The sequence below is a fragment of the Deltaproteobacteria bacterium genome (assembly GCA_009692615.1).
Lineage (GTDB): Bacteria > Desulfobacterota > Binatia > UBA9968 > UBA9968 > DP-20.
Window position 1 is genome coordinate 1 of the sequence record SHYW01000095.1, and the last position, 20,417, is coordinate 20,417.

21 protein-coding genes are annotated in these 20,417 nt (G+C 56.5%); 9 read left to right on the forward strand and 12 right to left on the reverse strand.

Going from position 1 to position 20,417, the window contains the following annotated elements; translation table 11 throughout:
• The 4 genes from EXR70_19285 to EXR70_19300 all read right to left on the reverse strand — a co-directional run.
• A partial coding sequence (locus tag EXR70_19285) for an ABC transporter substrate-binding protein (GenBank protein ID MSP40637.1) occupies positions 1-386 on the reverse strand: 386 nt, incomplete at its 3' end.
• A gap of 266 nt (positions 387-652) precedes the next feature.
• Positions 653-1,537 carry a xanthine dehydrogenase family protein subunit M gene (locus EXR70_19290; protein MSP40638.1) on the reverse strand — a complete coding sequence of 295 codons (885 nt, stop codon included), beginning with the start codon at positions 1,535-1,537 and terminating at the stop codon, positions 653-655.
• 123 nt (positions 1,538-1,660) lie between these two features.
• Positions 1,661-3,007: a UbiD family decarboxylase gene (locus tag EXR70_19295; GenBank protein MSP40639.1), complete on the reverse strand. Its 1,347-nt coding sequence runs from the start codon at positions 3,005-3,007 to the stop codon at positions 1,661-1,663.
• Between the two features lie 355 nt (positions 3,008-3,362).
• Positions 3,363-4,346 (reverse strand): LLM class flavin-dependent oxidoreductase, encoded by a 984-nt coding sequence (locus EXR70_19300; protein MSP40640.1) that lies wholly within the window; start codon positions 4,344-4,346, stop codon positions 3,363-3,365.
• 255 nt (positions 4,347-4,601) lie between these two features.
• On the opposite strand from EXR70_19300, the gene EXR70_19305 reads away from it, so the two are divergent.
• Both EXR70_19305 and EXR70_19310 read left to right on the forward strand, forming a co-directional pair.
• Positions 4,602-6,038 (forward strand): UbiD family decarboxylase, encoded by a 1,437-nt coding sequence (locus EXR70_19305; protein ID MSP40641.1) that lies wholly within the window; start codon positions 4,602-4,604, stop codon positions 6,036-6,038.
• Between the two features lie 41 nt (positions 6,039-6,079).
• A complete protein-coding gene (locus tag EXR70_19310; protein MSP40642.1) occupies positions 6,080-7,093 on the forward strand; it encodes an ABC transporter substrate-binding protein in 1,014 nt (337 codons plus the stop codon).
• A 114-nt stretch (positions 7,094-7,207) separates the two neighbouring features.
• Here the strand turns inward: EXR70_19310 and EXR70_19315 are convergent, their stop codons facing one another.
• Positions 7,208-7,885 (reverse strand): urea carboxylase-associated family protein, encoded by a 678-nt coding sequence (locus EXR70_19315; GenBank protein MSP40643.1) that lies wholly within the window; start codon positions 7,883-7,885, stop codon positions 7,208-7,210.
• 124 nt (positions 7,886-8,009) lie between these two features.
• Between EXR70_19315 and EXR70_19320 the strand changes: the two genes are divergently transcribed.
• On the forward strand, positions 8,010-9,185 hold the full coding sequence (locus EXR70_19320; protein ID MSP40644.1) for a hypothetical protein: 1,176 nt from the start codon (positions 8,010-8,012) through the stop codon (positions 9,183-9,185).
• Between the two features lie 36 nt (positions 9,186-9,221).
• On the forward strand, positions 9,222-10,196 hold the full coding sequence (locus EXR70_19325; GenBank protein MSP40645.1) for an ABC transporter substrate-binding protein: 975 nt from the start codon (positions 9,222-9,224) through the stop codon (positions 10,194-10,196).
• 94 nt (positions 10,197-10,290) lie between these two features.
• Here the strand turns inward: EXR70_19325 and EXR70_19330 are convergent, their stop codons facing one another.
• On the reverse strand, positions 10,291-11,475 hold the full coding sequence (locus tag EXR70_19330; protein MSP40646.1) for a hypothetical protein: 1,185 nt from the start codon (positions 11,473-11,475) through the stop codon (positions 10,291-10,293).
• A 158-nt stretch (positions 11,476-11,633) separates the two neighbouring features.
• On the opposite strand from EXR70_19330, the gene EXR70_19335 reads away from it, so the two are divergent.
• The 5 genes from EXR70_19335 to EXR70_19355 all read left to right on the forward strand — a co-directional run bounded on the left by EXR70_19335 (position 11,634) and on the right by EXR70_19355 (position 14,958).
• Complete coding sequence (locus tag EXR70_19335) at positions 11,634-12,482, forward strand: ABC transporter ATP-binding protein (GenBank protein MSP40647.1); 849 nt, start codon at positions 11,634-11,636, stop codon at positions 12,480-12,482.
• A gap of 1 nt (position 12,483) precedes the next feature.
• A complete protein-coding gene (locus tag EXR70_19340; protein ID MSP40648.1) occupies positions 12,484-13,314 on the forward strand; it encodes an ABC transporter permease in 831 nt (276 codons plus the stop codon).
• Between the two features lie 10 nt (positions 13,315-13,324).
• On the forward strand, positions 13,325-14,362 hold the full coding sequence (locus EXR70_19345; protein MSP40649.1) for an ABC transporter substrate-binding protein: 1,038 nt from the start codon (positions 13,325-13,327) through the stop codon (positions 14,360-14,362).
• A gap of 81 nt (positions 14,363-14,443) precedes the next feature.
• On the forward strand, positions 14,444-14,662 hold the full coding sequence (locus EXR70_19350) for an acyl-protein synthetase (protein ID MSP40650.1): 219 nt from the start codon (positions 14,444-14,446) through the stop codon (positions 14,660-14,662).
• Complete coding sequence (locus tag EXR70_19355; protein MSP40651.1) at positions 14,659-14,958, forward strand: type II toxin-antitoxin system RelE/ParE family toxin; 300 nt, start codon at positions 14,659-14,661, stop codon at positions 14,956-14,958. The genes EXR70_19350 and EXR70_19355 overlap by 4 nt, the downstream gene beginning before the upstream one ends.
• Before the next feature lie 29 nt (positions 14,959-14,987).
• On the opposite strand, the gene EXR70_19360 is transcribed toward EXR70_19355, so the two are convergent.
• The 6 genes from EXR70_19360 to EXR70_19385 form a co-directional block, all read right to left on the reverse strand.
• Positions 14,988-15,662 (reverse strand): MBL fold metallo-hydrolase, encoded by a 675-nt coding sequence (locus tag EXR70_19360; GenBank protein MSP40652.1) that lies wholly within the window; start codon positions 15,660-15,662, stop codon positions 14,988-14,990.
• Positions 15,663-15,711: 49 nt separating this feature from the next.
• Positions 15,712-16,152 carry a rhodanese-like domain-containing protein gene (locus EXR70_19365; protein MSP40653.1) on the reverse strand — a complete coding sequence of 147 codons (441 nt, stop codon included), beginning with the start codon at positions 16,150-16,152 and terminating at the stop codon, positions 15,712-15,714.
• Positions 16,153-16,232: 80 nt separating this feature from the next.
• Entirely contained in the window at positions 16,233-17,003 is a 771-nt protein-coding gene (locus EXR70_19370; protein MSP40654.1) for an enoyl-ACP reductase, read from the reverse strand.
• Positions 17,004-17,147: 144 nt separating this feature from the next.
• A complete protein-coding gene (locus EXR70_19375) occupies positions 17,148-18,149 on the reverse strand; it encodes an ABC transporter substrate-binding protein (protein MSP40655.1) in 1,002 nt (333 codons plus the stop codon).
• Positions 18,146-18,748, reverse strand: a complete 603-nt coding sequence (locus EXR70_19380; GenBank protein ID MSP40656.1) for a cob(I)yrinic acid a,c-diamide adenosyltransferase — start codon at positions 18,746-18,748, stop codon at positions 18,146-18,148. The genes EXR70_19375 and EXR70_19380 overlap by 4 nt, the downstream gene beginning before the upstream one ends.
• 99 nt (positions 18,749-18,847) lie before the next feature.
• Positions 18,848-20,218, reverse strand: coding sequence for an amino acid permease (locus tag EXR70_19385; GenBank protein MSP40657.1), 1,371 nt, complete (start codon positions 20,216-20,218; stop codon positions 18,848-18,850).
• Positions 20,219-20,417: the final 199 nt, after the last annotated feature.

The following is a 20,417-nucleotide window of genomic DNA, read 5'->3' on the forward strand; positions in this document are numbered from 1 at the left end:
CCCGTGAGGTTCCCGCCCGGCCGCGCCAGGCTATCGATCAGCCCAATCACAACCGGATCACCCCCACTCGTAAAAACGATAGGAATCGTCTTGGTAGCGTTCTTGGCGGCCAGGGCAGCGGGCGCCCCTGTCGCGACTATGACATCAACCTTGCGACGGACCAGTTCCTCAGCCACGGCCGGGAGGCGGTCGAGCTTGCCGTCCTCCGGGAATCGATACTCGATAGCAATGTTCTTTCCTTCAATATAGCCAAGCGCGCGGAGCGCCATTTTGTATCTCTCGAACTGGGCTGATCGACCAGGACCGCCTACGAGCCAGCCGATCTTAATTATCTTCGCCCGCTGCTGCGCCGCGGCGATCGCACCATACCCAAGCGGCGTCGCCATGACGGCAACCAACGTAGAAATGTTTCTCAGCGCCTCACGTCGTTTCATACCACCTCCACGCTCGCTTTTAGTTTCAGCCCGCCATGATCGGCAAAGTACAAAACTTTCTCACGCATATGCCGACCCTCACCCTTGCCCTCTCCCGCAAGCGGGCGAGGGAATCGGCGTTGGGAGTTTAAATTCACTTGACGACAATGTCATACAGAATAGCCGGCCGAGCTGAAACCATTCACTCTTCATCGTTTCCCATTCCCCAACCCTCGCCCTTAGGGAGAGGGCAGGGTGAGGGCTCTTTCGTAAGCTTTCCCCGCCGCGCGCTTTACCAGCGTGCGTACGATGGCGCGCTTGTACGGTTCCGAGCCGCGCAGGTCGCCGGTCGGGCTGCACTCTTGCGACGCGATGCTGCCAGCTTCTTGCGCCAACTCGGCCGTCAATTTCTTTCCAATTAGCAACGCTTCGGCTTTCCGCGCGCGTACCGGCGTCGCGCCGACGCAGCCGAGGACGATGCGCGCGGTTTGAATCGACTCGCCAACGCTATCCAATGTCAGCCGTACCGCGACACCCGCGCACGGCTTGTCGACGACTGAACTACTGGAGAAGCGGATGTAGTCGATGCCCGAGCGCGCCGGCAGCGGCGGCAAAACTACCTGCGTGAGAATCTCGTCTTCGGCCAAGCTGGTTGTGTAAAAATCGAGAAACAACTCTTCGACCGCAATCATCCGCTGCCCGCTCGGCCCGACGATCTTCACCTTGCCGTCGAGCGCGATAAAAATCTGCGCCAAGTCCGTCAGCGGCTCGCCGGAAGCGAGATTGCCGCCCACCGTGCCCATGTTACGCACGCGGATGTTGGCGACTTCTCTTTCCGCTTCGCACAGCACGGGAAATTTTTCTTTCACCAGCGCGGAAGTTTCGAGTTCGCGGTGCGTCACCAAAGCGCCAATGGTCAAACCTTCGGCGTCGTCGAAGCGAATTCCTTTGAGCTCGACGATTTTTTTGATGTTGATTAATGTCGCCGGCTCCAGCAGCCCCTGCTTCATCAGAATCGTCAGGTGCGCCCCGCCGGCGAATACTTTCGCCTCGCCACCATGCTGCTTGAGCAGCGCGCAGGCTTCGGCGACGGTGCCCGGTTCTAGGTAGTCAAAGTTTTTCATTGATGGTCCATCGGATTAAGATTATCTCTCGCAAAGGCACCAAGGCGCGAAGTTAAGAAGAATAATTTTTTTTCCGAACTTGGCGTCTTTGCGCCTTTGCGAGAGTAATTCCGATTCCGATATCTAAATATACTTCACCTTGTCGACGCCGGGGATTTCTACTTTCTCGAATCTCCAGTGCTCTTTCAGCGGCGCGGTCGCGTCGATGCCCAAGCCCGCGGTGACGCGCGCTTCGGGACAAGAAGGGTCCAACGTCGAGCAGGCGATGCGCGGGATGATGATCGCGTCTTTGTCGGCTTGAAAGCGCGTCGCCATCGCCCAGTCCACTTGCATCGGATCGAACGGATCGATGTCGTCGTCGACGACGATCACTTGCTTCAAACCGATACCCATCGACAGCAGCGCGAGAATCACGTTGCGCCCTTCGTTCTCGGCGCGCTTCTTGATGGAGACAATCACGTGATGACGAAACGTGCCGCCCGGCGTCATGTTGACGCCTTTCACTTCTGGGACGATTTTCCGCACTTCGCGGTAAACCACCGCGGCGTTGCCGTATTCGATCAGCGTGTGATTCTCGGTCACCGGCATGCCGGTGAGCGCAGTCTGCCAGATCGGATTTTTGCGCATCGTGATCGCCGTGACTTTCAACACCGGCGCTTGTTTGGCTTCGCTGTAACAGCCGGGATATTCGCCGTAAGGTCCGTCCGGCACGCGCTCGCCGGGAATCGTCACGCCTTCGATAATTACTTCGGCGAAGGCGGGAACTTCGACATCGATCGATTCGCATTTGACCAATTTCACCGCCGCGCCGCGTAGTCCGCCGGCGACGTGAAATTCGTCGATACCAAACGGCACCCGCGCTTGCGACGCCACGACGATCGCCGGATCGACGCCAACCGCGGTGGCGACTTCCAATCCCTTGCCCTTTTCCTCGGCCTTCAAAATCATTCGTCCTAGATGATGATCCGCCGGCGCCCAAAGCGAGAGCTTGTCCTTGCCGAGCACCAACATGCGGTGAATCGACATATTGCGGATGCCAGTGTCAGGATCTTTGCCGATCTGCATGCCGATGGTGACGTACGGCCCGCAGTCTTTGCTGGCGTGGGTGACGATCGGCAGCTTGGTCAGATCGATTTGATCGCCGGTCCATTTGATTTCTTTGCACGGACCGGTGGCGACGATCTCGGGAGGGATACGTTTGTCTTCCAGGGTCATGTAGCGTTCGAGCAGTTCGTCCTGGGGCACGCCGAGGCCGAGGGCGACCAATTTGCGCGTCGCGAACAACCCGCCCAGCACGCGCCAGCCGGAATAGTCTTTTACGTTCTCGAACAAAAGCGCCGGCCCCTCGATATCGGAAGTCTTGCGCATGCCGGCGGCGATCTCGTACTTGACGCTGACCTCGTCCTTGACCGTCTTCAACTGGCCCATATCGTCGAGATGCGCGAGAAAACCTCTTAGATCGTCAAACATAGAATGTCCTTTACTCTACTGAATCTAATATTCCCCGCTGCTTGCGGCGGGCACAACTAAATGGGGTTTCCAAAGGGGGCGAGCATCCCCTTTGGTCGCGAGCGGGGTTCATACCCCGATCGCGAAATGCCGAGTTGATTCAAAAATTGCTGGCATCCCTGTTTCCCATCTGAATTACATCCTCTCCCTCTGGGAGAGGACTGAGGTGAGGGCTCTTGTAGGGGCGACCGGCGGTCGCCCTGGCCCTCACCCCTCACCCTAACCCTCTCCCGCAAGGGGAGAGGGAATCGGTACAAACATCGCGTCGAAAAAGGGATCGCAATCGTGTCGTTTCTTCATACCAGTCAGGCGCTCGTCACTTCAACCGCAACAGCGGCAACACTTCGTCGATAAATCGCCGCACCTGTCCCGCCTGATCTTTTGACGTGAAGCGCAGCACCGGCGTGGTGATGCCCATGTCGAGCCATTGTTGAATCAATTTTGCGCAATCTTTCGGCGTGCCATGGGCGAGCCAGACTTCGATCAAACTCTCCGGCGGATAGCTTGGGCCGTAGTAGTGATTGAAATAATCTTTCGCTTGCTTGTAAGCCAACGCCCGATCGTCGTTGATGTTGACCATGCCGTGGATCGCCACTTCGAAATTCGACAAATCTTTGCCGATCTCACTGGCGGTTTGTTCGATGACGCGCAAACGCTTCGCCAACTCTTCCGCCGTCACACCCATGGTAATGTAACCGTCGGCGAGCAAACCCACTCGGTGCATCGCTTGGTCGACGATCTTGTCGCCGAGTTGCTCGCGATCCGGACTGACGGCGATCCAGATTGGCGGCGGTTTCTGCACCGGCTTGGGCACGATGTCGTAGTCTTCCAACGTGTAATACTTGCCGCGAAAGGAAGTCTTGTCGTCGCTCCAGATCTGGCGCAACAGCTCGATGCCCTCGCGCATGCGCCCAACGCGTTCTTCTTTTTTAATTCCGAAGGCGCGCAGCTCACCTTCATGACCGCCGCCGATGCAGACGCCGAGCAACGAACGGCCTTGAGAAAGCTGATCGAGGGAAGCCCATTGAATCGCGAGTAAGACTGGATGGCGCACCGGAAAAGAAGCCATGCAGATCGTGCCCAGGCGAACTTTCTTAGTATGCGTCGCCACCGCGGCGAGCATGACGATCGCTTCCAAGCGCGGCTTGTGAATCAAACTGTCGCCGAACCAGACCGATTCGAAAACGCCGGAAGTTTCCGCCAGTAGCGCGGTTTGAATCAGTTCGTCGACATCGGTGAGACCGAACAGCGCGCCGCGATTGGGCAAACTGAGTCCCCACTTGATTGGCAAGTTGCGCATGGCTTTGTGTTAGAAGAACCGTCACAATGTGTCAAGCAGAACTGAATACACTGGCGATAAGGATCGCAACCGATTCCCGTAGGGGCGGTCGCGACCCTCCCTCCCTCCGGATTCCCTCCCCGCGCAGGAAAGTCGATGGGTAAAAAACTAACTTGACTTGCGCGCGAGTTTCTAGGCATAGCATAGAAATCGCGCACTCCTCTGAACAACGCGCGGTGAGCCATTTTCAACTTTAGAAAGCTGAGGTTCGTTGCCATGTCAAAAGATCTGCGCAGTTATCTCGATGAGTTGTTGGAGAAGCGGCCCAAGGACGTCGTCGTCGTCGATAAAGAAGTCGACCCGGTCTACGAAGCCAGCGCCATTGTCGAAAAGTTCGAACGCGAGAACAAATTTCCCCTGGTGTTTTTCAAGAACATCAAAGGCTCGAAGATTCCGCTGGTGATCAATCTCGGCGCGACCTACGAACGGCTCGCGCTGTCGTTGGGCTCGCCATCCGTGCCGCAGATGGTCAAAGATCTCGCCCATCGCGAACATAATCCGCGACCCGTGAAAGAAATCGCTGCCAAAGACGCGCCGTGCAAAGAAGTCATCCTGAAAGGCGAGCAAGCCGATCTCGATCTCTTGCCGGTGCTCACCATCAACGAAGGCGACGCCGGCGCGTATATCAACGCCGCCGCGATGATTTGCAAAGAGCGCGGCACCGGCGCGGTCAACGTCGGCATCTATCGCCACCAGAAGCAGGGCAAACGGCAACTCGGCTTGATGGTTAACCCAGCCAACCACGCCAACTACGTACGCGCCGAATACGAAGACAACAACGAACCCATGGAAGTGGCGCTGTGCATCGGCCATCACCCAGCGCTCAACATGGCCGCGGTCAGCAAACAGGCAGGCGTCGGCTCGGAGTTGGAAATCGCCGGGGCTTTTCTCGGCGAGCCACTGAAAGTGGTCAAGGCTGAAACGGTAGACCTCATGGTGCCGGCGGACTGCGAGATCATTATCGAAGGCGTCGTGCCGCCGAAAAAGCGCCACTACGAAGGACCGTTCGGCGAATGGCCGCACTACTATTATAAGGAAGGCGACCAGCCTTATATTGAAGTGACCGCCATCACCATGCGGAAAAATCCAATCTACCAGAGCATCCACAGCGCCCACTTCGAACATAACATCATCGGCGCCGCGCCGAGATTGGGCAGCCTGCTCAAACGCATCCAGGAAGTCGTGCCGAGCACGACAGGTGTGAATATGCCGATCTCCGGCGCGGCGCGCTCGCACTGCTATATCTCGGTCAAGAAACGCGCCGAGGGCGAGCCGAAGCAAGCTGCGCTGGGCGCTTTGGTCACCGATCCCAACATCAAACTTGTCATCGTCGTCGACGACGATGTCGACGTGTTCAACGAGACCCAGGTGCTGTGGGCGCTGGCGATGCGCTTCCAGGCCGACCGCGACATGGTGATCATCCCGAACATCATCGGCTCGCATTTGAATCCGACGGCGTACGGTTACAACCGCCTGGAGAAGGGCCCTATGGAAACGAAACTAATCTTCGACGCGACCAAACCGCTGCCACCCTACGATTTCCCCAAAGAAGCCCAAGCGCCCGACGCGGTGTTGAACAAGATAGATCTCGCCCGCGACACGCGCCCCTATGAGCCGGGGAAAGACGACCGAGCGATCACCGGTAAGAACTAACGCGAGCTAGAACTAGTTTCGCTTCGAGGAGGACAACAACCATGCGCCGACCCTATTTCGCGATCCACTCTTTTTTATTCGTCCTATCCGTCCTATCGGTCCTATCCGCATCGAGTTCGAGCGTCGTCGCGCAGACGCAGATGGAAAAAATGCGCGTCGCTTACACCGTCATCGGTCCGACCCAAGCGACCGTCTGGACCGCTAAAGAGCTAGGCTTCTACGCCAAGCATGGCTTGGATGTCGAAATGGTTCTACTGGTCGGCGCGCCGCTGGGGGTGACCGCCATGCTCGCTGGTGAAACGCCGATCATTCACACCGGCGCGTCCGCGGTGATCACCAGTAATCTCACCGGCTCCGGCGCCGTGCTGATCGCCGGTTCGGTCAATCGCTTTCCCTATGTCCTGTTCGCCAACGAGCAAATCAAACGCATCGAAGACTTGAAAGGTAAGAAATTCGGCGTCAGCCGCATCGGCAGCGCCGACAACGCCGCGGCGCAAACCGTATTCGCAAGATATGGCTTGAAGGGCGACGATGTCGGTTACCTCACCATCGGTTCGGTGCCGGCCCGCCTCGCGGCGATGCAGAGCAACATCATTCAAGCGACCCTGCTCCAGCCACCGGAGACTTTGAAAGCTAAGGAACTCGGCGTCAAGGCGCTGCTGGATTTCACCAAGCTCGATGTCGAGTGGCAGCAAAACGGCGTCGCCGTCACCCGCGACTACATCAAGCGCCGTCCCGACACCATCCGCCGCTTCATGCGCGCCTATGTCGAAGCCGGCGTTTATAATTTGACCAATCCCAAAGGCGCGCAAAAAGTCTTGCAGAAATATCTCAGCATCAAAGACGACAAAGCGATCGAGGAAAGCTACAACGAGATCGTCGCCAAGCTCACCCGCCGGGTGCCTTATCCGACCGAGCCGGGTATTCAAATCTTCCTCGATCAGTTGAAAATCACCAATCCGAAAGCCGCTCAAGCCAAGCCCAGCGACTTTACCGATATCAGTTTCCTAAAAGAGTTAGAAAGCAGCGGCTACATCGACAAGCTGCCTAAATAGAAAAAACTCGTTCAAACCGTGCGAACCTCCGAGACGATGTTAACGACTTGAACGGTTTGAACTGCTTGAACGAAAAGCCGCAAGAACGTAAACCCGTTTGCGAATTCACAAGGTTTAATTTTTATAGATCAAAATCTTGAGATCCCGCCCCCGCCCCCCTTCCGGGCAGGCGCTGATGCCAACCAGACAATCCATTTCCGAACGGAAGTCCACCCTATCGCCTTCGGCCCGCGGGCGGGTCATCGAATAGCGCATGCTGCCGGTCTGGGCGTTAATTTCCATGGTTTGAAAAACGTTCAGCGGGCTCGGCACATCTTCTTTCGACACACCGTAGGGCTTGAGCGCCTTGGCGAGATTTTCCCAGCAGCCATGTTTCGGCGCGACCACTTGCTTTCTCCCCAGCTTTTTCCACACGCCGCCGTAGATCTTGAAAATCTCATCGCCCCATTTTTTGTAGAAAGACGTGCTGCACATGCCTTTTTCCATGTCGTGCGTGCCTTGGTAAGTATCTTTGACGATGGTCTGCATGACGTTGTTGAATTTGGAAATCAACACGTCGCCTGTGGTCAGGTAAATCTTTCCCTGGTTGACTTTCGTGCGCGCCTGATCGAAACGCTCTTTAACATTGCGCAAATTAAACACGACATAGTCCGCTGTTGAATGGCCTTGCACACCAATGATTTGCCCTCTTTTGACGACGAACGTGGCGCCCGTGTTGCTCTTGATAATCGACTCGCTGAGAATATTCACAAAACCCTCCTGATTGGCTTGGAAATTAATTTCGTAAAGTATTTGAAGACCCTATGAAAAGCAAGCAAGATTGGGATGAGGCGCAAGTGGCGAGGCTTGAGCAACGAGGAAGATTAAGCAATGAAATTCCATGACTTGACCAACGCGACGGCTAAACGTATAAGCGATGAGTCAAACTGAAGGAGGCCCCATGCTGAACGGATACAGAGTCTGCGACGCCGATGCGCACGCAATCATGAGCCCGGCGATGTGGCAGGACCTGCCGGAAGAATTCGCGCGCCGGCGCCCGCGCGCCGTGCGCATCATCGACGATAAAGATTTGGGTCGCTGGAACACCGGCTGGCTGATCGAAGGCCGTATCGAGCCTCATGTGTTCGGTCCGGGATCGCACGCCGCAAACACGCCGGGGATCGTCATGGAGGAGCTCGGCACGAGATCGAATGTCGACAAAACCCACGGCGCGATTCCGGTCGGTTGCCTCGACATGTCAAAACCGGCAGAGCGCATTGCCATGTTGGACAAAAGCGGCATCGACATGCAGTTCCTGATGCCGAGCACGCTCTACGCCAACATCACCGACGAGCCCGCCTACGAAGCGGCGCTCTATCGAACCTATAATCGTTACATGGGCAAGCAATGCCGTGAACACACCGAGAGAATCAAATGGGCGGGCCTCCTGCCCCTGCGCGATGCGCGCCAGGCCTGCGAAGCCCTCGAAGAGATACAAAAGCTCGGCGCCGCGGCGGCCGTCGTTTACGGCACGGTCGGCAGTCGCATGTTATCTCACTCTAGTTTCACCCCGGTGTGGGACGAATTCGCGCGCTCGGGCTTGCCCCTGTGCGTGCACATGGGATCGAGCTACATGCCGCTCACCGATTTGTGCGAGAATATTTTGGATTCCAACATGATCAGCAAAGCGCTGCCGGCCAATCTCGCGTTTGTCGCCATCGTCGGCCACGGCATGTTGGATCGTTACCCGAATTTGAAAGTCGGGTTTCTCGAATTTGGCGCCGAATGGATTTTTTACATGTCGGGCAGACTGAAGCATTACGCCGTCGTGAACAAGCGGCGCATGCCGAGCAGCAAGGGCCTGCTCCAGCGCGACGTCGAAGATTATTTTAAGTCGGGGAGAATTTTCGTTGCCGCAGAAGCCGACGACGCGATGATGACCCAGGAAATGGCGCTCCTCGGCGAAGACCAGATTCTCTTCTCGTCCGACTTCCCGCACGACGAAGGCCGCGGTGAGGCGATGACAGAAATCCTCGAGCGCAAGGATCTCACCGCAGCACAAAAACGCAAGATCCTGTGCGACAATACGCTGCGGTTTTTCGCCAAAGTGTGAACCCGGCTCAATCAGCACAGCAAAAAAGCCCATTGAATGATTTATCGATCGTACTATTTATCGGTTACCCTTTTCCTCGTTTTGTTTGTCGCGCCCAGCAGCGAAGCGGCAAAAATTCGCCTCGCCATCCCTGGTTATAATATTACTCAGATAGCGTTTTTTACTGCGCGGGATCGCGGCTACTACAAAGACGAAGGTCTCGATGTCGAATTGATTCAGATGACTGGCACGTTGGCTAATCTCGCATTGATGAGTGGCGAAGTGCCGTTTACTTCCGTGCCGGCGGCGGCCATGAACGCCAATCTGCGCGGCGCTAATCTGCGGGTCTTGTTCTCGACCTGGGAGCGGCCGTTGTTTTGGCTGATGACCCGGACACCGGTGCGCGACATCAGAGAACTCAAAAACAAAAAGATGGGCGTGCCAGGGCTGAACTCGGTCGGTTATTTCCTCTTGCGCGAGTTTCTCAGCAAACACGGCTTGGAACCCGGCCGGGATTATACCCTAATCCAAGCCGGCGACAGCGCACCGCGGCTTTTAGCCCTGCAAAATGGTTTTGTCGACGCGACTATCCTGCCATTGCCGTGGAATATTTCCGCTCAAGATGCCGGCATGCATGAAGCCGCATCGATAGCAAAGAGCGACATCATCGCGCCCAACGGCAGCATCGTCGTGCGCGAAGAGCTGCTCAAATCCGATCCGCTACTGATCGAGCAATTCAGCCGGGCAACACTCAAGGGTCTACGCTTTGCCATCGATCGGCGCGCCGCAACGATCCCGATTCTAATGCGCAGCCTGAGGATCAAGGAAGATCTCGCCGCCAAAGCCTACGATGCCGCGCGGCCGGCGCTGACTCAGGACGGCACGTTTAACGACGATTCCCAAAGAAAAGCCGTCGAAGCCGTCCTGCGCGCCGCCGGCGCCAAAGAGTCGCTGACCCCGGATAAATTTTTCAATTTTACGATCACCAAGAAGGTCGCTGCCGACTTGCAAACGAAGGGCTGGAGACCCTAGCGGGTTATGCACAGGGTTCAAGACAATCCGCGCAACAGTTTGAATCTCTGAAACGATTTGAACGGCTTGATCGGTTTGAACGATTTGAACAAATTCAGTCTTGAAACATCATCGTCAAATATCCCGTGCCATTGCTGCCTTGATAACACAGTGACTCACCTTTAACGTCTTTGCCCAGCGCGCCGCGGAGCATGTAAAGGTGGCCGGCGCGGCCTTCGGGGTTCCAAGTCTCGAAATCTTCGTCGCTCATGTCGAGCAACCGGCCATGTTGGCCTTTTTCGAGCCAGTCTTTGGCGATCATGTCGAAACGCTCGCCCGCGGGACAGACGTATTCCGGCGGCTTGGAAAAATCGAACGTATGGGAGAGACCGCCGCTGGCCACGAAGAAAGCGCGGCGTCCGAGTTGCCGCACGGCTTCTGCCATTGCCAAGCCAAATTGCCGGTGCGCTTCGCGCGGGCCGCGCCACCAAATTGAGCAGGGCACCAGAGGCGTGCGCCGCTCGCCGCTAAGCAGATGTCCAGGGACCCACACTGCGTGCTCTTGGGCGACACGGTGTATGCGGCGCACAGGAAGACCGGCCTTACTCGCTAAATGGGCGATCAGCGCGGCGAGTTCCGGATCGCCGGGAAAATCGAAAAGCTGCGGCTCAACGCCTTCATACGACGTATCGCAGCCGTCTCGGTGCAGCGACCCGTCTTCGACCAAGAACCCATCGCGCGGCATCCAGTGCGTCGATGCCAGCACGATTACATCCGGTTTTAGCTCATCCAAGCGCTGGCGCACTCGGTCGATGGCCGCCAAAGATTTATTGCGATGATCCTCGGGCCGGTGGCGCGCCTCGTACATCGGGATCGTGTGCGGCAACACGACAGCGCCAATGAACTTGCCCGGCTGTTGCGCCACAATCGACGGCGCTGGCGCCGGCGCCGCGCCGCAATATTCTTTCACGCACCATCGTGCAAACTTCGCGGTGGCGGTTGCCGGTTCGAGAGCCCTTTCAACATCAAGCGCGACAACTCGAATAACCGGCACTTGATCGCGGCTTAGTACTGCTGATCGCTGCTCCGGCATGATTGCGACGGTATAAACACAATCATTTTTTTCGGTGATCTTAACACCGTTTTCGGCGCGGCTCATCGTGCGCGGATAGCCCAGCACTTCGATGTCGATAACCACGGCGGGACGCGATCCGTAACGGGCGAGCGCCGGTGTCCAGCGGTCGTTAAGTTGGATCAGCGCGCCCGGTTCAAACATATCGTCGATAGTTCGGTAAGCCATTGCCGACCTCGTTTAGATAGCCTTCATTGGGTTAAGCCACTCGGGCGCCAACACAGTTAATTGAATGTCGATAAACATTTTTACTACCAAAGTCCGAGCTTCATTGACAGCACCACGGGCTCATGAATAAATACCCTACTTGAGTAAACCAAGCTTCAATGAGTAATCAAGTTCAACCTCCGGCGCCATCGGCCAAAGCACAGTCCGGTCACGTTATCGAAGTCAAGAACGTCTCGAAAACCTTTCACACCGGCGACGACGACAAAGTCGGCGCCCTGGAGAATATTTCCCTCGATATTCGCCAAGGCGAATTCGTCACCGTGGTAGGACCGAGCGGTTGTGGCAAATCGACACTGATTAAACTCATCGCCGGCCTGGTGAGCATGAGCGCCGGCCGGATTATCTGCCAGGGCGAAGAAGTGCGCGGTCTCAACACCAAAGTTGGCTACGTGCCTCAGGAAAGTAAACTGTTCCCCTGGTTGACGGTGGAAGACAACGTCGCCTTTGGTCTCGACAGCAAAGGCTATTCGAAATCGGAGCGCGACCAGCGCGTCCAACATTTCATTCAACTCGCCGGTCTCGATGGCTTCGAGAAACGTTATCCGTCACAGCTCTCCGGCGGCATGGCCAAGCGCGCCTCCATCGTCCGCGCCCTGGCCTACGATCCCACGGTGATATTGATGGACGAACCCTTCGGCCCGCTGGACGCGCAGACACGCATGATCCTGCAGGACGAGCTGTTGAAGATCTGGGAACAAAAGCGCCAGACCATCATCTTCGTCACCCACGATTTGGTCGAAGCCGTGGCGCTGGCCGACCGCATCGTGGTCATGACCCACCGGCCGGGACAAATCCGCGACGTTATCAGCGTGCCGATGAGCCGGCCAAGAAATATTTTTGAAATCCACCGCCAAGCCGGCTTCGACGAAGCCCATGCCCGGCTGTGGAATATTTTCCGCCATGAGTTGAATTTAAAGAACGGCGCCGGCGCGGCAGTGGAAAAGTAACATGAGCAGCGACGAATCATCGCCAAGCACCATCAATCCCGCGCGCCCGGCCTGGCAGCGCGCGTTGATGATCCACGCCATCCGCTTCATCTTCGTCGGCGGCTTCTTCCTGCTCTGGGAAGTCGCATCGGGCCGTTGGATCGAAGCGTTTCTGATCAGCAGCCCAAGCAAAATCTGGAAGGCCTTTCTAACCGTCTACCAATCCGGCGAACTGACCACCAACACTTGGGTGACCCTGCAGGAGATCGGCATCGGCTTTCCCATCGGCGCGCTCAGCGGCATCTGGACCGGTTACATGTTCGGCAGGAGCAAAACTTTGGCCGATATCTTCGAGCCGATTATCATCGCGCTCTACGGCGTGCCGCGCACGGCCCTGGCGCCGCTGTTCATCGTCTGGTTGGGCATCGGTATCTGGTCCAAGGTCGGCGTGGTTTTCATCCTGGTTTTCTTTCTGAACTTTTTTAACACCTACGCCGGCATGAAACAGCTCGACCAAGAGTTCGTCGACCTGGCGCGGCTGATGGGCGCCAACCGCTGGCGATTATCGTTTCGCGTCATCCTGCCGGCGGTGTCGCCGTACATTATCACGGGATTTAAAACCAGCATTCCCTTCTCGGTTATCGGCGCCATCACCGGCGAATTCATCGCCGCCACCGAAGGACTGGGCTATTACATCCGCGCCGCCGCCGGCGTGTTTCGCACCGCTGATGTGTTTGTCGGTATTGCAGTCTTGATGTTTATCGTGATTCTAATGAACAAAGTTGCCGATCTGATCGAGCGGCGCGTCTTGCGCTGGCAGACTCAGACCGAAAGCGTCCAAGTACAAGGTTAAGGAGGTGTCTATGAATAGAACAATATGCGCGATCGCTATCGCCATCATGGCCAGTGGCGCCGTCATCGGCGGCGCCCAGCAAAAAGAAGAAATCACTATCACAACGGCGGTGTCCAACCTCGCCTTCTCGGCGGTGTGGGTCGCCGAGCAGTTGAAATATTTCGAGCAGGAGGGCGTGCGCGCCAAAGTCATCGTCGCCGGCGGTGGTTCGCAATGCCAGAGCGCCGTGGTCGGCCGCTCGGCGCAGTACTGCGCGTCGTCTTCCGACGGCTTGATCCTCGCCTACGCCGAAGGCGCGCCGCTGATCGCCGTGCAGACGCACAACCGCAACGTCACGCTCACCGTCGGCGTGCGCAAAGCGATCGTCGATAAGTTAAAGCTCACGCGCAAAAGTCCGCTGGCCGACCGCATGGCGGTAGTGAATCACTTGGGCACCATCGGCACCACCGGTCCGGGCGCGGTATCGGAGCAGATTTTTCGTTTCCTCGCCAACAAGGTCAAAGGCGGCGACCCAAGCAAATTGAAGTTCGCCGCCCTGGGCGGCAATGAACTCATACCTGCGCTAATGAACAACGTCATCGACGGCTTCGCCCAATCGCCGCCGTCGGTGGAGATCACCGAGGCCGCCGGCAAAGGCTACGCGTTGATCCCCATGGGCTTTGGCGAGATCCCGGAATTCACCGACTATCCCTTTGAAGTCTTGATGGCGCGGCCCGACTACGCCGAGGCCAACCGCGAGACCACCAGCGCGGTATCCCGCGCGATCTCCCGCGCCGGCGCGCTCTACCACAGCAAGCCGAATGAATTCAAAGCCGCCCTACGCGCTCATAAACATTCCGACAAATCGAAGTTGGAGGACGATGTCTTCGAACTCGCCTACAGCATGGTCGCCCCTGCCATGCCCAAGTGGGGCAACATGACAGCGGATGGCTGGAACAAAGTCATCAACTTCGCCGCCGGTGCCGGTATGCTCAAAGACCGCGCCAAGATTCCGACCGCCACCGAAGGGTTGCTCTGGACCAACAAGTTCGTCGGCAAAGCGCCGTGAGCGGAGCGATCGTAAAATGACCTGCGCTGACAACGCCCAAATAGGATTTGAATCGACCCGATGCTGGGGTATACTTACGATATGTCGAAAAGCCTACCTTTAGAGGACATGACCCTCCCAGAGAAGCTTGCCGCGATGGAGTTGCTCTGGGAGGACTTAGTACGTTGTCCAGAATCCGTTGAATCCCCTACCTGGCACAAAGAGATCCTCGATGAGCGCCGGGGTCGAGTCGCCGAAGGCAAAGCTGAATTTACCGACTGGAAAACCGCCAAAACCGAGATCCGCAAAAAAGTCTCGTGACCATTGAAATCCTAGATGAGGCCCAAGAGGACCTGATCGAGGGCTTCCGCTTCTACGAAAGCATCGAGGCTGGAGTTGGAGCTTATTTCTTAGACTGCCTATTCTCCGATATCGATTCGCTGATTCTCTTTGCTGGAATTCATCAGATCGTTTACGGCTATTACCGCTCACTATCCAAGCGCTTCCCATTTGCTATCTACTACGACATCAACAGCGATAAGATTCGCGTCCATGCCGTGTTGGATTGTCGTAGAAGCCCTTCGTGGATAAGGAAGCGCTTAACCGGACGCGGCTAGTAAATCGCTGTTGAACGTTCGCGTCGCGCTCAGCGATACCCCATAGCCGCGAGGAACTGCTTCAGCGATCCGAACTGTAAATACGGATTGGTCTTTTTCTGCTCGCCTATCGTCGCGTGCGTAAGCGCGGCGTAGTTGTGGCCGGGAAAAAGTATCGTGTCGTCCGGCAGCGCCATCAACTTTTGCGTCAGGCTGTAATACATCTGCTCCGGATCGCCACCGGGGAAGTCTACTCGACCGCAGGCGTCGATGAACATCGTGTCGCCCGACACCACACGGCCATCGACGAGAAAGCACTGCGAGCCCGGCGTGTGGCCGGGCGTGTGCACGAGCTGAATCTCGATGCCGCCGACATCGATCTTGTCGCCGCTGTCAGCTTTGATGATGTCGGACGGTGAAAGACCTTTCAACGCATCCGCTTCAGCTTTGTGCACGACGACTTTGGCTTTGCATCGGCCGAGAAGCTCCGTGACGCCGGGAATCTCGTTGCTGCCAAAGCGGCCGCCGACATGGTCCGGGTGAGTATGCGTGACAAATGCATGGGTGACTTCCATGTCGTCCTGCGCCGCGACTTTGAGAATCGTGTCGATCTCCCACGCCGCATCGACCACCGCAACCTTGCGGGTATCAGTGGAACCGATCAGATAGACGTAATTCTGCATCGGACCGATTTCGAGTTGTTTGAAATAAAGTGCTGGATTCATCGGGCAATCTCTTTTTTGGAATCTGTAATTTGGAATATGGAATTTGCGGTCACCGTACTTTAGCCGCTAGCGACGCATAACTGACACCGTCGCCATTGTCGCTACTCACCGGCAACCCCGAAGCCGCCCACCCCGGCGCGATCACCGTGCCAATGGGATCGCGCTGGCCGCCGAAGCCGCCGAGCAAGTTGGAAACGTCTTGATAGCCCGCTTGGTCGAGCATCCGCGACGCCGCCGTGGAGCGCGGTCCGGCTTGGCAACCGACGATAAGTTTTTTCTCGCGGGGAAAATTCGCTTCGACGACTTTGACGAAATCGGGATTCGCCATCATGCCGCGCGCCGGATCGGGAAACGCCACGGGAATGTTCACCGCGCCCGCCGGATGACCGTTGGCAAACTCCCGCTCGCTGCGTACGTCGATGTAGACGACGTTGGCGTCGGCGGTCAAAGTATCGTGGGCTTGTTGCGGTGTGATTTCTTTAACTGCCATATTTCCGCAGTTCTCAGTTACCAGTTGCCAGCGTGAAATCCGAAACTAAACACTAATCACTAACAACTAAAAACTATCTCCTACATCCCCATAATATTATAGCCGGCATCCACATGCAGCACTTCGCCGGTGACGGCGCTGCCCCAATCGCTGCACAGATAGAGCGCGGTCTTGCCGACTTCTTCGGCGTCGATGTTTCGTTTCAGCGGCGCGCGCTCGGCGACGTGGTGCAGCATGGATTTGAAATCGGAAATTCCCGCGGCCGCCAGCGTGCGCAGCGGTCCGGCGGAAATTGCGTTGACGCGAATCCCTTTCGGCCCGAGATCATGCGCCAGATAACGCACGCTCGCTTCCAGCGCCGCCTTGGCGACGCCCATGACGTTATAGTTAGGAATAACTTTTTCCGAGCCCATGTAGGTGAGCGTCAGCACCGAGCCATTGCGCCCTTCCATCAGCGGCGCCGCATGGCGCGTCAGCGAGACTAGTGAATAGGCGCTCACGTCCATGGCAAGATGAAATCCCGCGCGGCTGGTCTGCACGTAGGGATTGGACAAGTCTTCTTTGTTGGCGAAGGCGATGGCGTGGATCAAGATATCGATGCCGCCCCATTCTTGCTTGAGCGTCGCGAAAACTTTTTCCACTTCCTCATCCTTGGTCACATCGCAAGGCAAGATAATCTTCGCGCCGATCCCTTCGGCCAATGGCCGCACGCGCTTTTCCAAAATCTCCCCTGCGAAAGTAAACGCCAGCTCCGCGCCCTCGGCATGAAACGCCTCCGCGATCGCCCAAGCGATGCTCCGCTCATTTGCCACGCCAAAGATCGCCGCCTTTTTCCCCGCCAGTAAATTCATGAATTCACCCCCCACCTATTTTGGATTTGTGATTTTGGATTTTGGATTGGGGGAGGCAACGCGCAAGAATGAAAATTCTTGGCTCCAAGTCCTGAATTCCTGCTCCGACAATCCAAAATCCAAAATCGAAAATCCAAATTTGTTTCATCGAATGATCCTCGTCGCCTTCCATAACACTTCAGGCGGAACCGTGAAGCCGATCTGCTTCGCCGCCTTAAGATTGATGACGAAATCGAACTTCTTGGGCCGCTCCACGGGTATCTCAGCGGGCTTTGTTCCCTTGAGAACCTTATCCACGATCTCAGCCGCGCGCCGGAGCATCTCTGAACGATCCTCTCCGTAAACCATCAGTCCACCTGACTCGACAAACCGAACGGAAGTATACATCGCTGGAAGTCGATTCTTTGTCACCAGATCTATGATCCGCTTTCGGTGAACAGCGAAGAACCCACCGCCGGGTACCATAAGGCCGTTGGCGCGCCCTTTGGTTGCGGCTCGAAACGCCCCTTCGATGTCATCAGGACCTTTCACCTCTAAGGACTGAATCCCTATCCGTAAAAACCGCGCCACAGGCTCTGTCTCTTTCACGTTAAAATCCTCTTCACGATTACTCGGACTCCAGAGAAAGGCCACCCGCGAGAGCTTGGGAACCGTTTCTTTTAATAGTTCGAGCCGTTTTCCGTACATCTCGGCGCCCATATCGGTCAGCCCCGTGATGTTTCCACCCGGCCGTGCGAGGTCAGCGACGATGCCAAGCCTTACGGCATCCGCGCCGAATGCCATGACGACGGGGATCGTCTTGATCACGTTTTTAGCAGCAGCCGCCGCTTCTGTTCCTTGGGTAACGATGACATCGCAGTTGAGACGGACGAACTCGGCGGCAAGACCTGGGAGGCGCTCAATTTGTCCCTCAAAGTAGCGGTAATCGATTATGAGGTTCTGCCCCTCGACATAGCCGAGTTCACGTAAACGTTGTTGAAATGGCTTTATGTATTCCGCTGTGCCAGTAACCCCGTTCCCTAGATAACATACGCGCGCGACTTTCTTCGGCTGCTGCGCGTCGGCCGGGGCTCGACCCGCGGCCAGAGTTACAAAGATTACAAGCAGTCCGATAATCTGTTTCATAGCCGCCAATTTTGAATTCATTCTTTTTTCCCTCTGAGTCCGCGCTGCCACAAATATTCCAGCTCGCCCATTTGATCGCTGATCCAGCGCGCCAGGACAAAAAATAAATCGCTCAAGCGGTTCAAATACTTGATCACGTCGTCGTTGATCGCTTCTTCGCGCGACAAACGCAAAACCTCGCGCTCGACGCGCCGGCACACCGTGCGGCACTGGTGCAGATACGCGCCGATACGGCCGCCGCCGGGCAAGATGAACGACTGCAACGGTTCGAGATCTTTCTGGCACTGGTCGATCCATTTTTCCAGCCGCTTGATCTCGTCGGCGCCGACCCGGTACATGCCGGCTTGGAAAAACTCCGGCGGCGTCGCCAGCTCGCTGCCGATATCGAACAGCTCGTCTTGGATCTGGCACAACACCTCGTCGAGAAATCGATGGCCTTCGCCGGACTCGCGGTCTTCCTCGTTGAACACCCGCGCTAGCCCAACAATGGAATTGAGCTCATCGACGGCGCCATAGGCTTCCACCCGCAGCGAATCTTTCGCGACGCGCTTGCCGCCGACCAACCCGGTCTCGCCGCGGTCGCCGGTGCGGGTGTAAACTTTGGTGATGCGAATGGCCATGGGATTAAATCATTGCAGAATGCAGATTGCAGAATGGAGAATGGAAAATGAAGACCGCCCGATTCCAAACTTATGAATTGTCCATTCTGCAATCGTCTTTCAATTCTTATCCGCCTTGGTCTTCCAAAACCAGTAAACCGGTATTCCCAAACTGACGATGAACAAACCGATCAGGGTTTCCTTGGGTTTCTCAGTCACCGAACCCAAGACAATCCACAGATGCACCAGGACAAAAATTATCGGCAGCAGCGGATAACCCCACAGGCGATAGGGCCGCTTGAGTTCCGGTTTTTTAAACCGCAGCACGATCACCGAGCCGACGGTGAAGGCGGAAAACAGCGTGATCACGACGCTGACGTAAGTAAACAAAGTGCCCCAGGTGTTGGTGAGGATCAGCAAACAAGTCCACAGCGCTTGCAGCAGGATCGCCTTGGTCGGCGTGCCGAAGTTCGGGTGAATGTAGGTGAGCTGGTGAAAAAACACTCCGTCCTTGGCCATCGCGTAATAAATGCGCGGACCGATCATGGTGACGACGTTGAGCGCACCGAGAATCGAGACGGTGATTATTCCGGTGATCAATGCCGAAGTCTTGTAACCGAACAGCGCCGTCGTCGCCACTTCCGACATGCGCAGCGCGCCCTTCATCTCGGTCACCGGCACCGCGTAGATGTAAACCGCGTTGATCGCCAGGTAGAGTGCGGTGACGATCAAGACGCCGTACATCAAAGCCCGCGGCAGATTGCGATCGGGATTCTCCACTTCGCCGGCGATGTAGGTCACGGCGTTCCAGCCCGAGTAGGCGAAGATCACCGGAATGAACGCCGCGCCGAACAAACTCGAGTTGCCGATTTTACTCCAGTCGAAGAGCGGCTCGAAGTGGCTGGAGCTGCCGTTGCCGGAAAAGATGCCAAGCACGATGATTCCCAAGAGCGCGCCGATCTTCAAAACCGTCAAGAAATTCTGCATCCAGGTTCCTTGCTTGACGCCCAAGCAGTGCAGTCCGGACAAGAGCAACACCACTGACATGGAAAACAGCGTGCCGGTCTTGACCGTGATCGGGATCAGCGGCAGCGCCAGCGAAAACAGCACGTCGTCCGATCCCAACACCGGAAAAAAGAACGACATGAAGCCGTTCAAGATCACCGAAAGAAAAGCGATGGCGCCGGAAAAGGTGACCAGGAACGAAGACCAGCCCGAGAGAAATCCCATGAGCCGGCCGTAGGCCTCGCGGATGTAAATATAATCGCCGCCGGCATACGGCAGGCTGGTGGCCAACTCGGCGCAGGTCAGCGCGCCGGCGAGCGCTAGCAAACCGCCAAAGAGCCAGACCAGCAGCACGCCGCCGGGCGATGGCAAGGTCTCGGCAATCGCGCCAGTGGAAATAAAAATCCCGGTGCCGATCATATCCCCAGCGATCAACATCACCGCTGAGAATAAACCAATCTGCCGCTTGAGTTCAGTGTGCGCCATAGCGATTAGCCATACAGGGAAACCGTAGAACAGGCAAATAATTTTAACTCCAATGTTGTAGCAAAGTGATTATGTCAGGGGTTAACGGCAACGTAATTATGTCAGGGTGGAAGGATGACAACCCTGACAATGAAAGACGAGAAACGACTAGACGTAATTCAACGAGTATATCGCAGCGAGATCACCGTGGTTGAGGCCG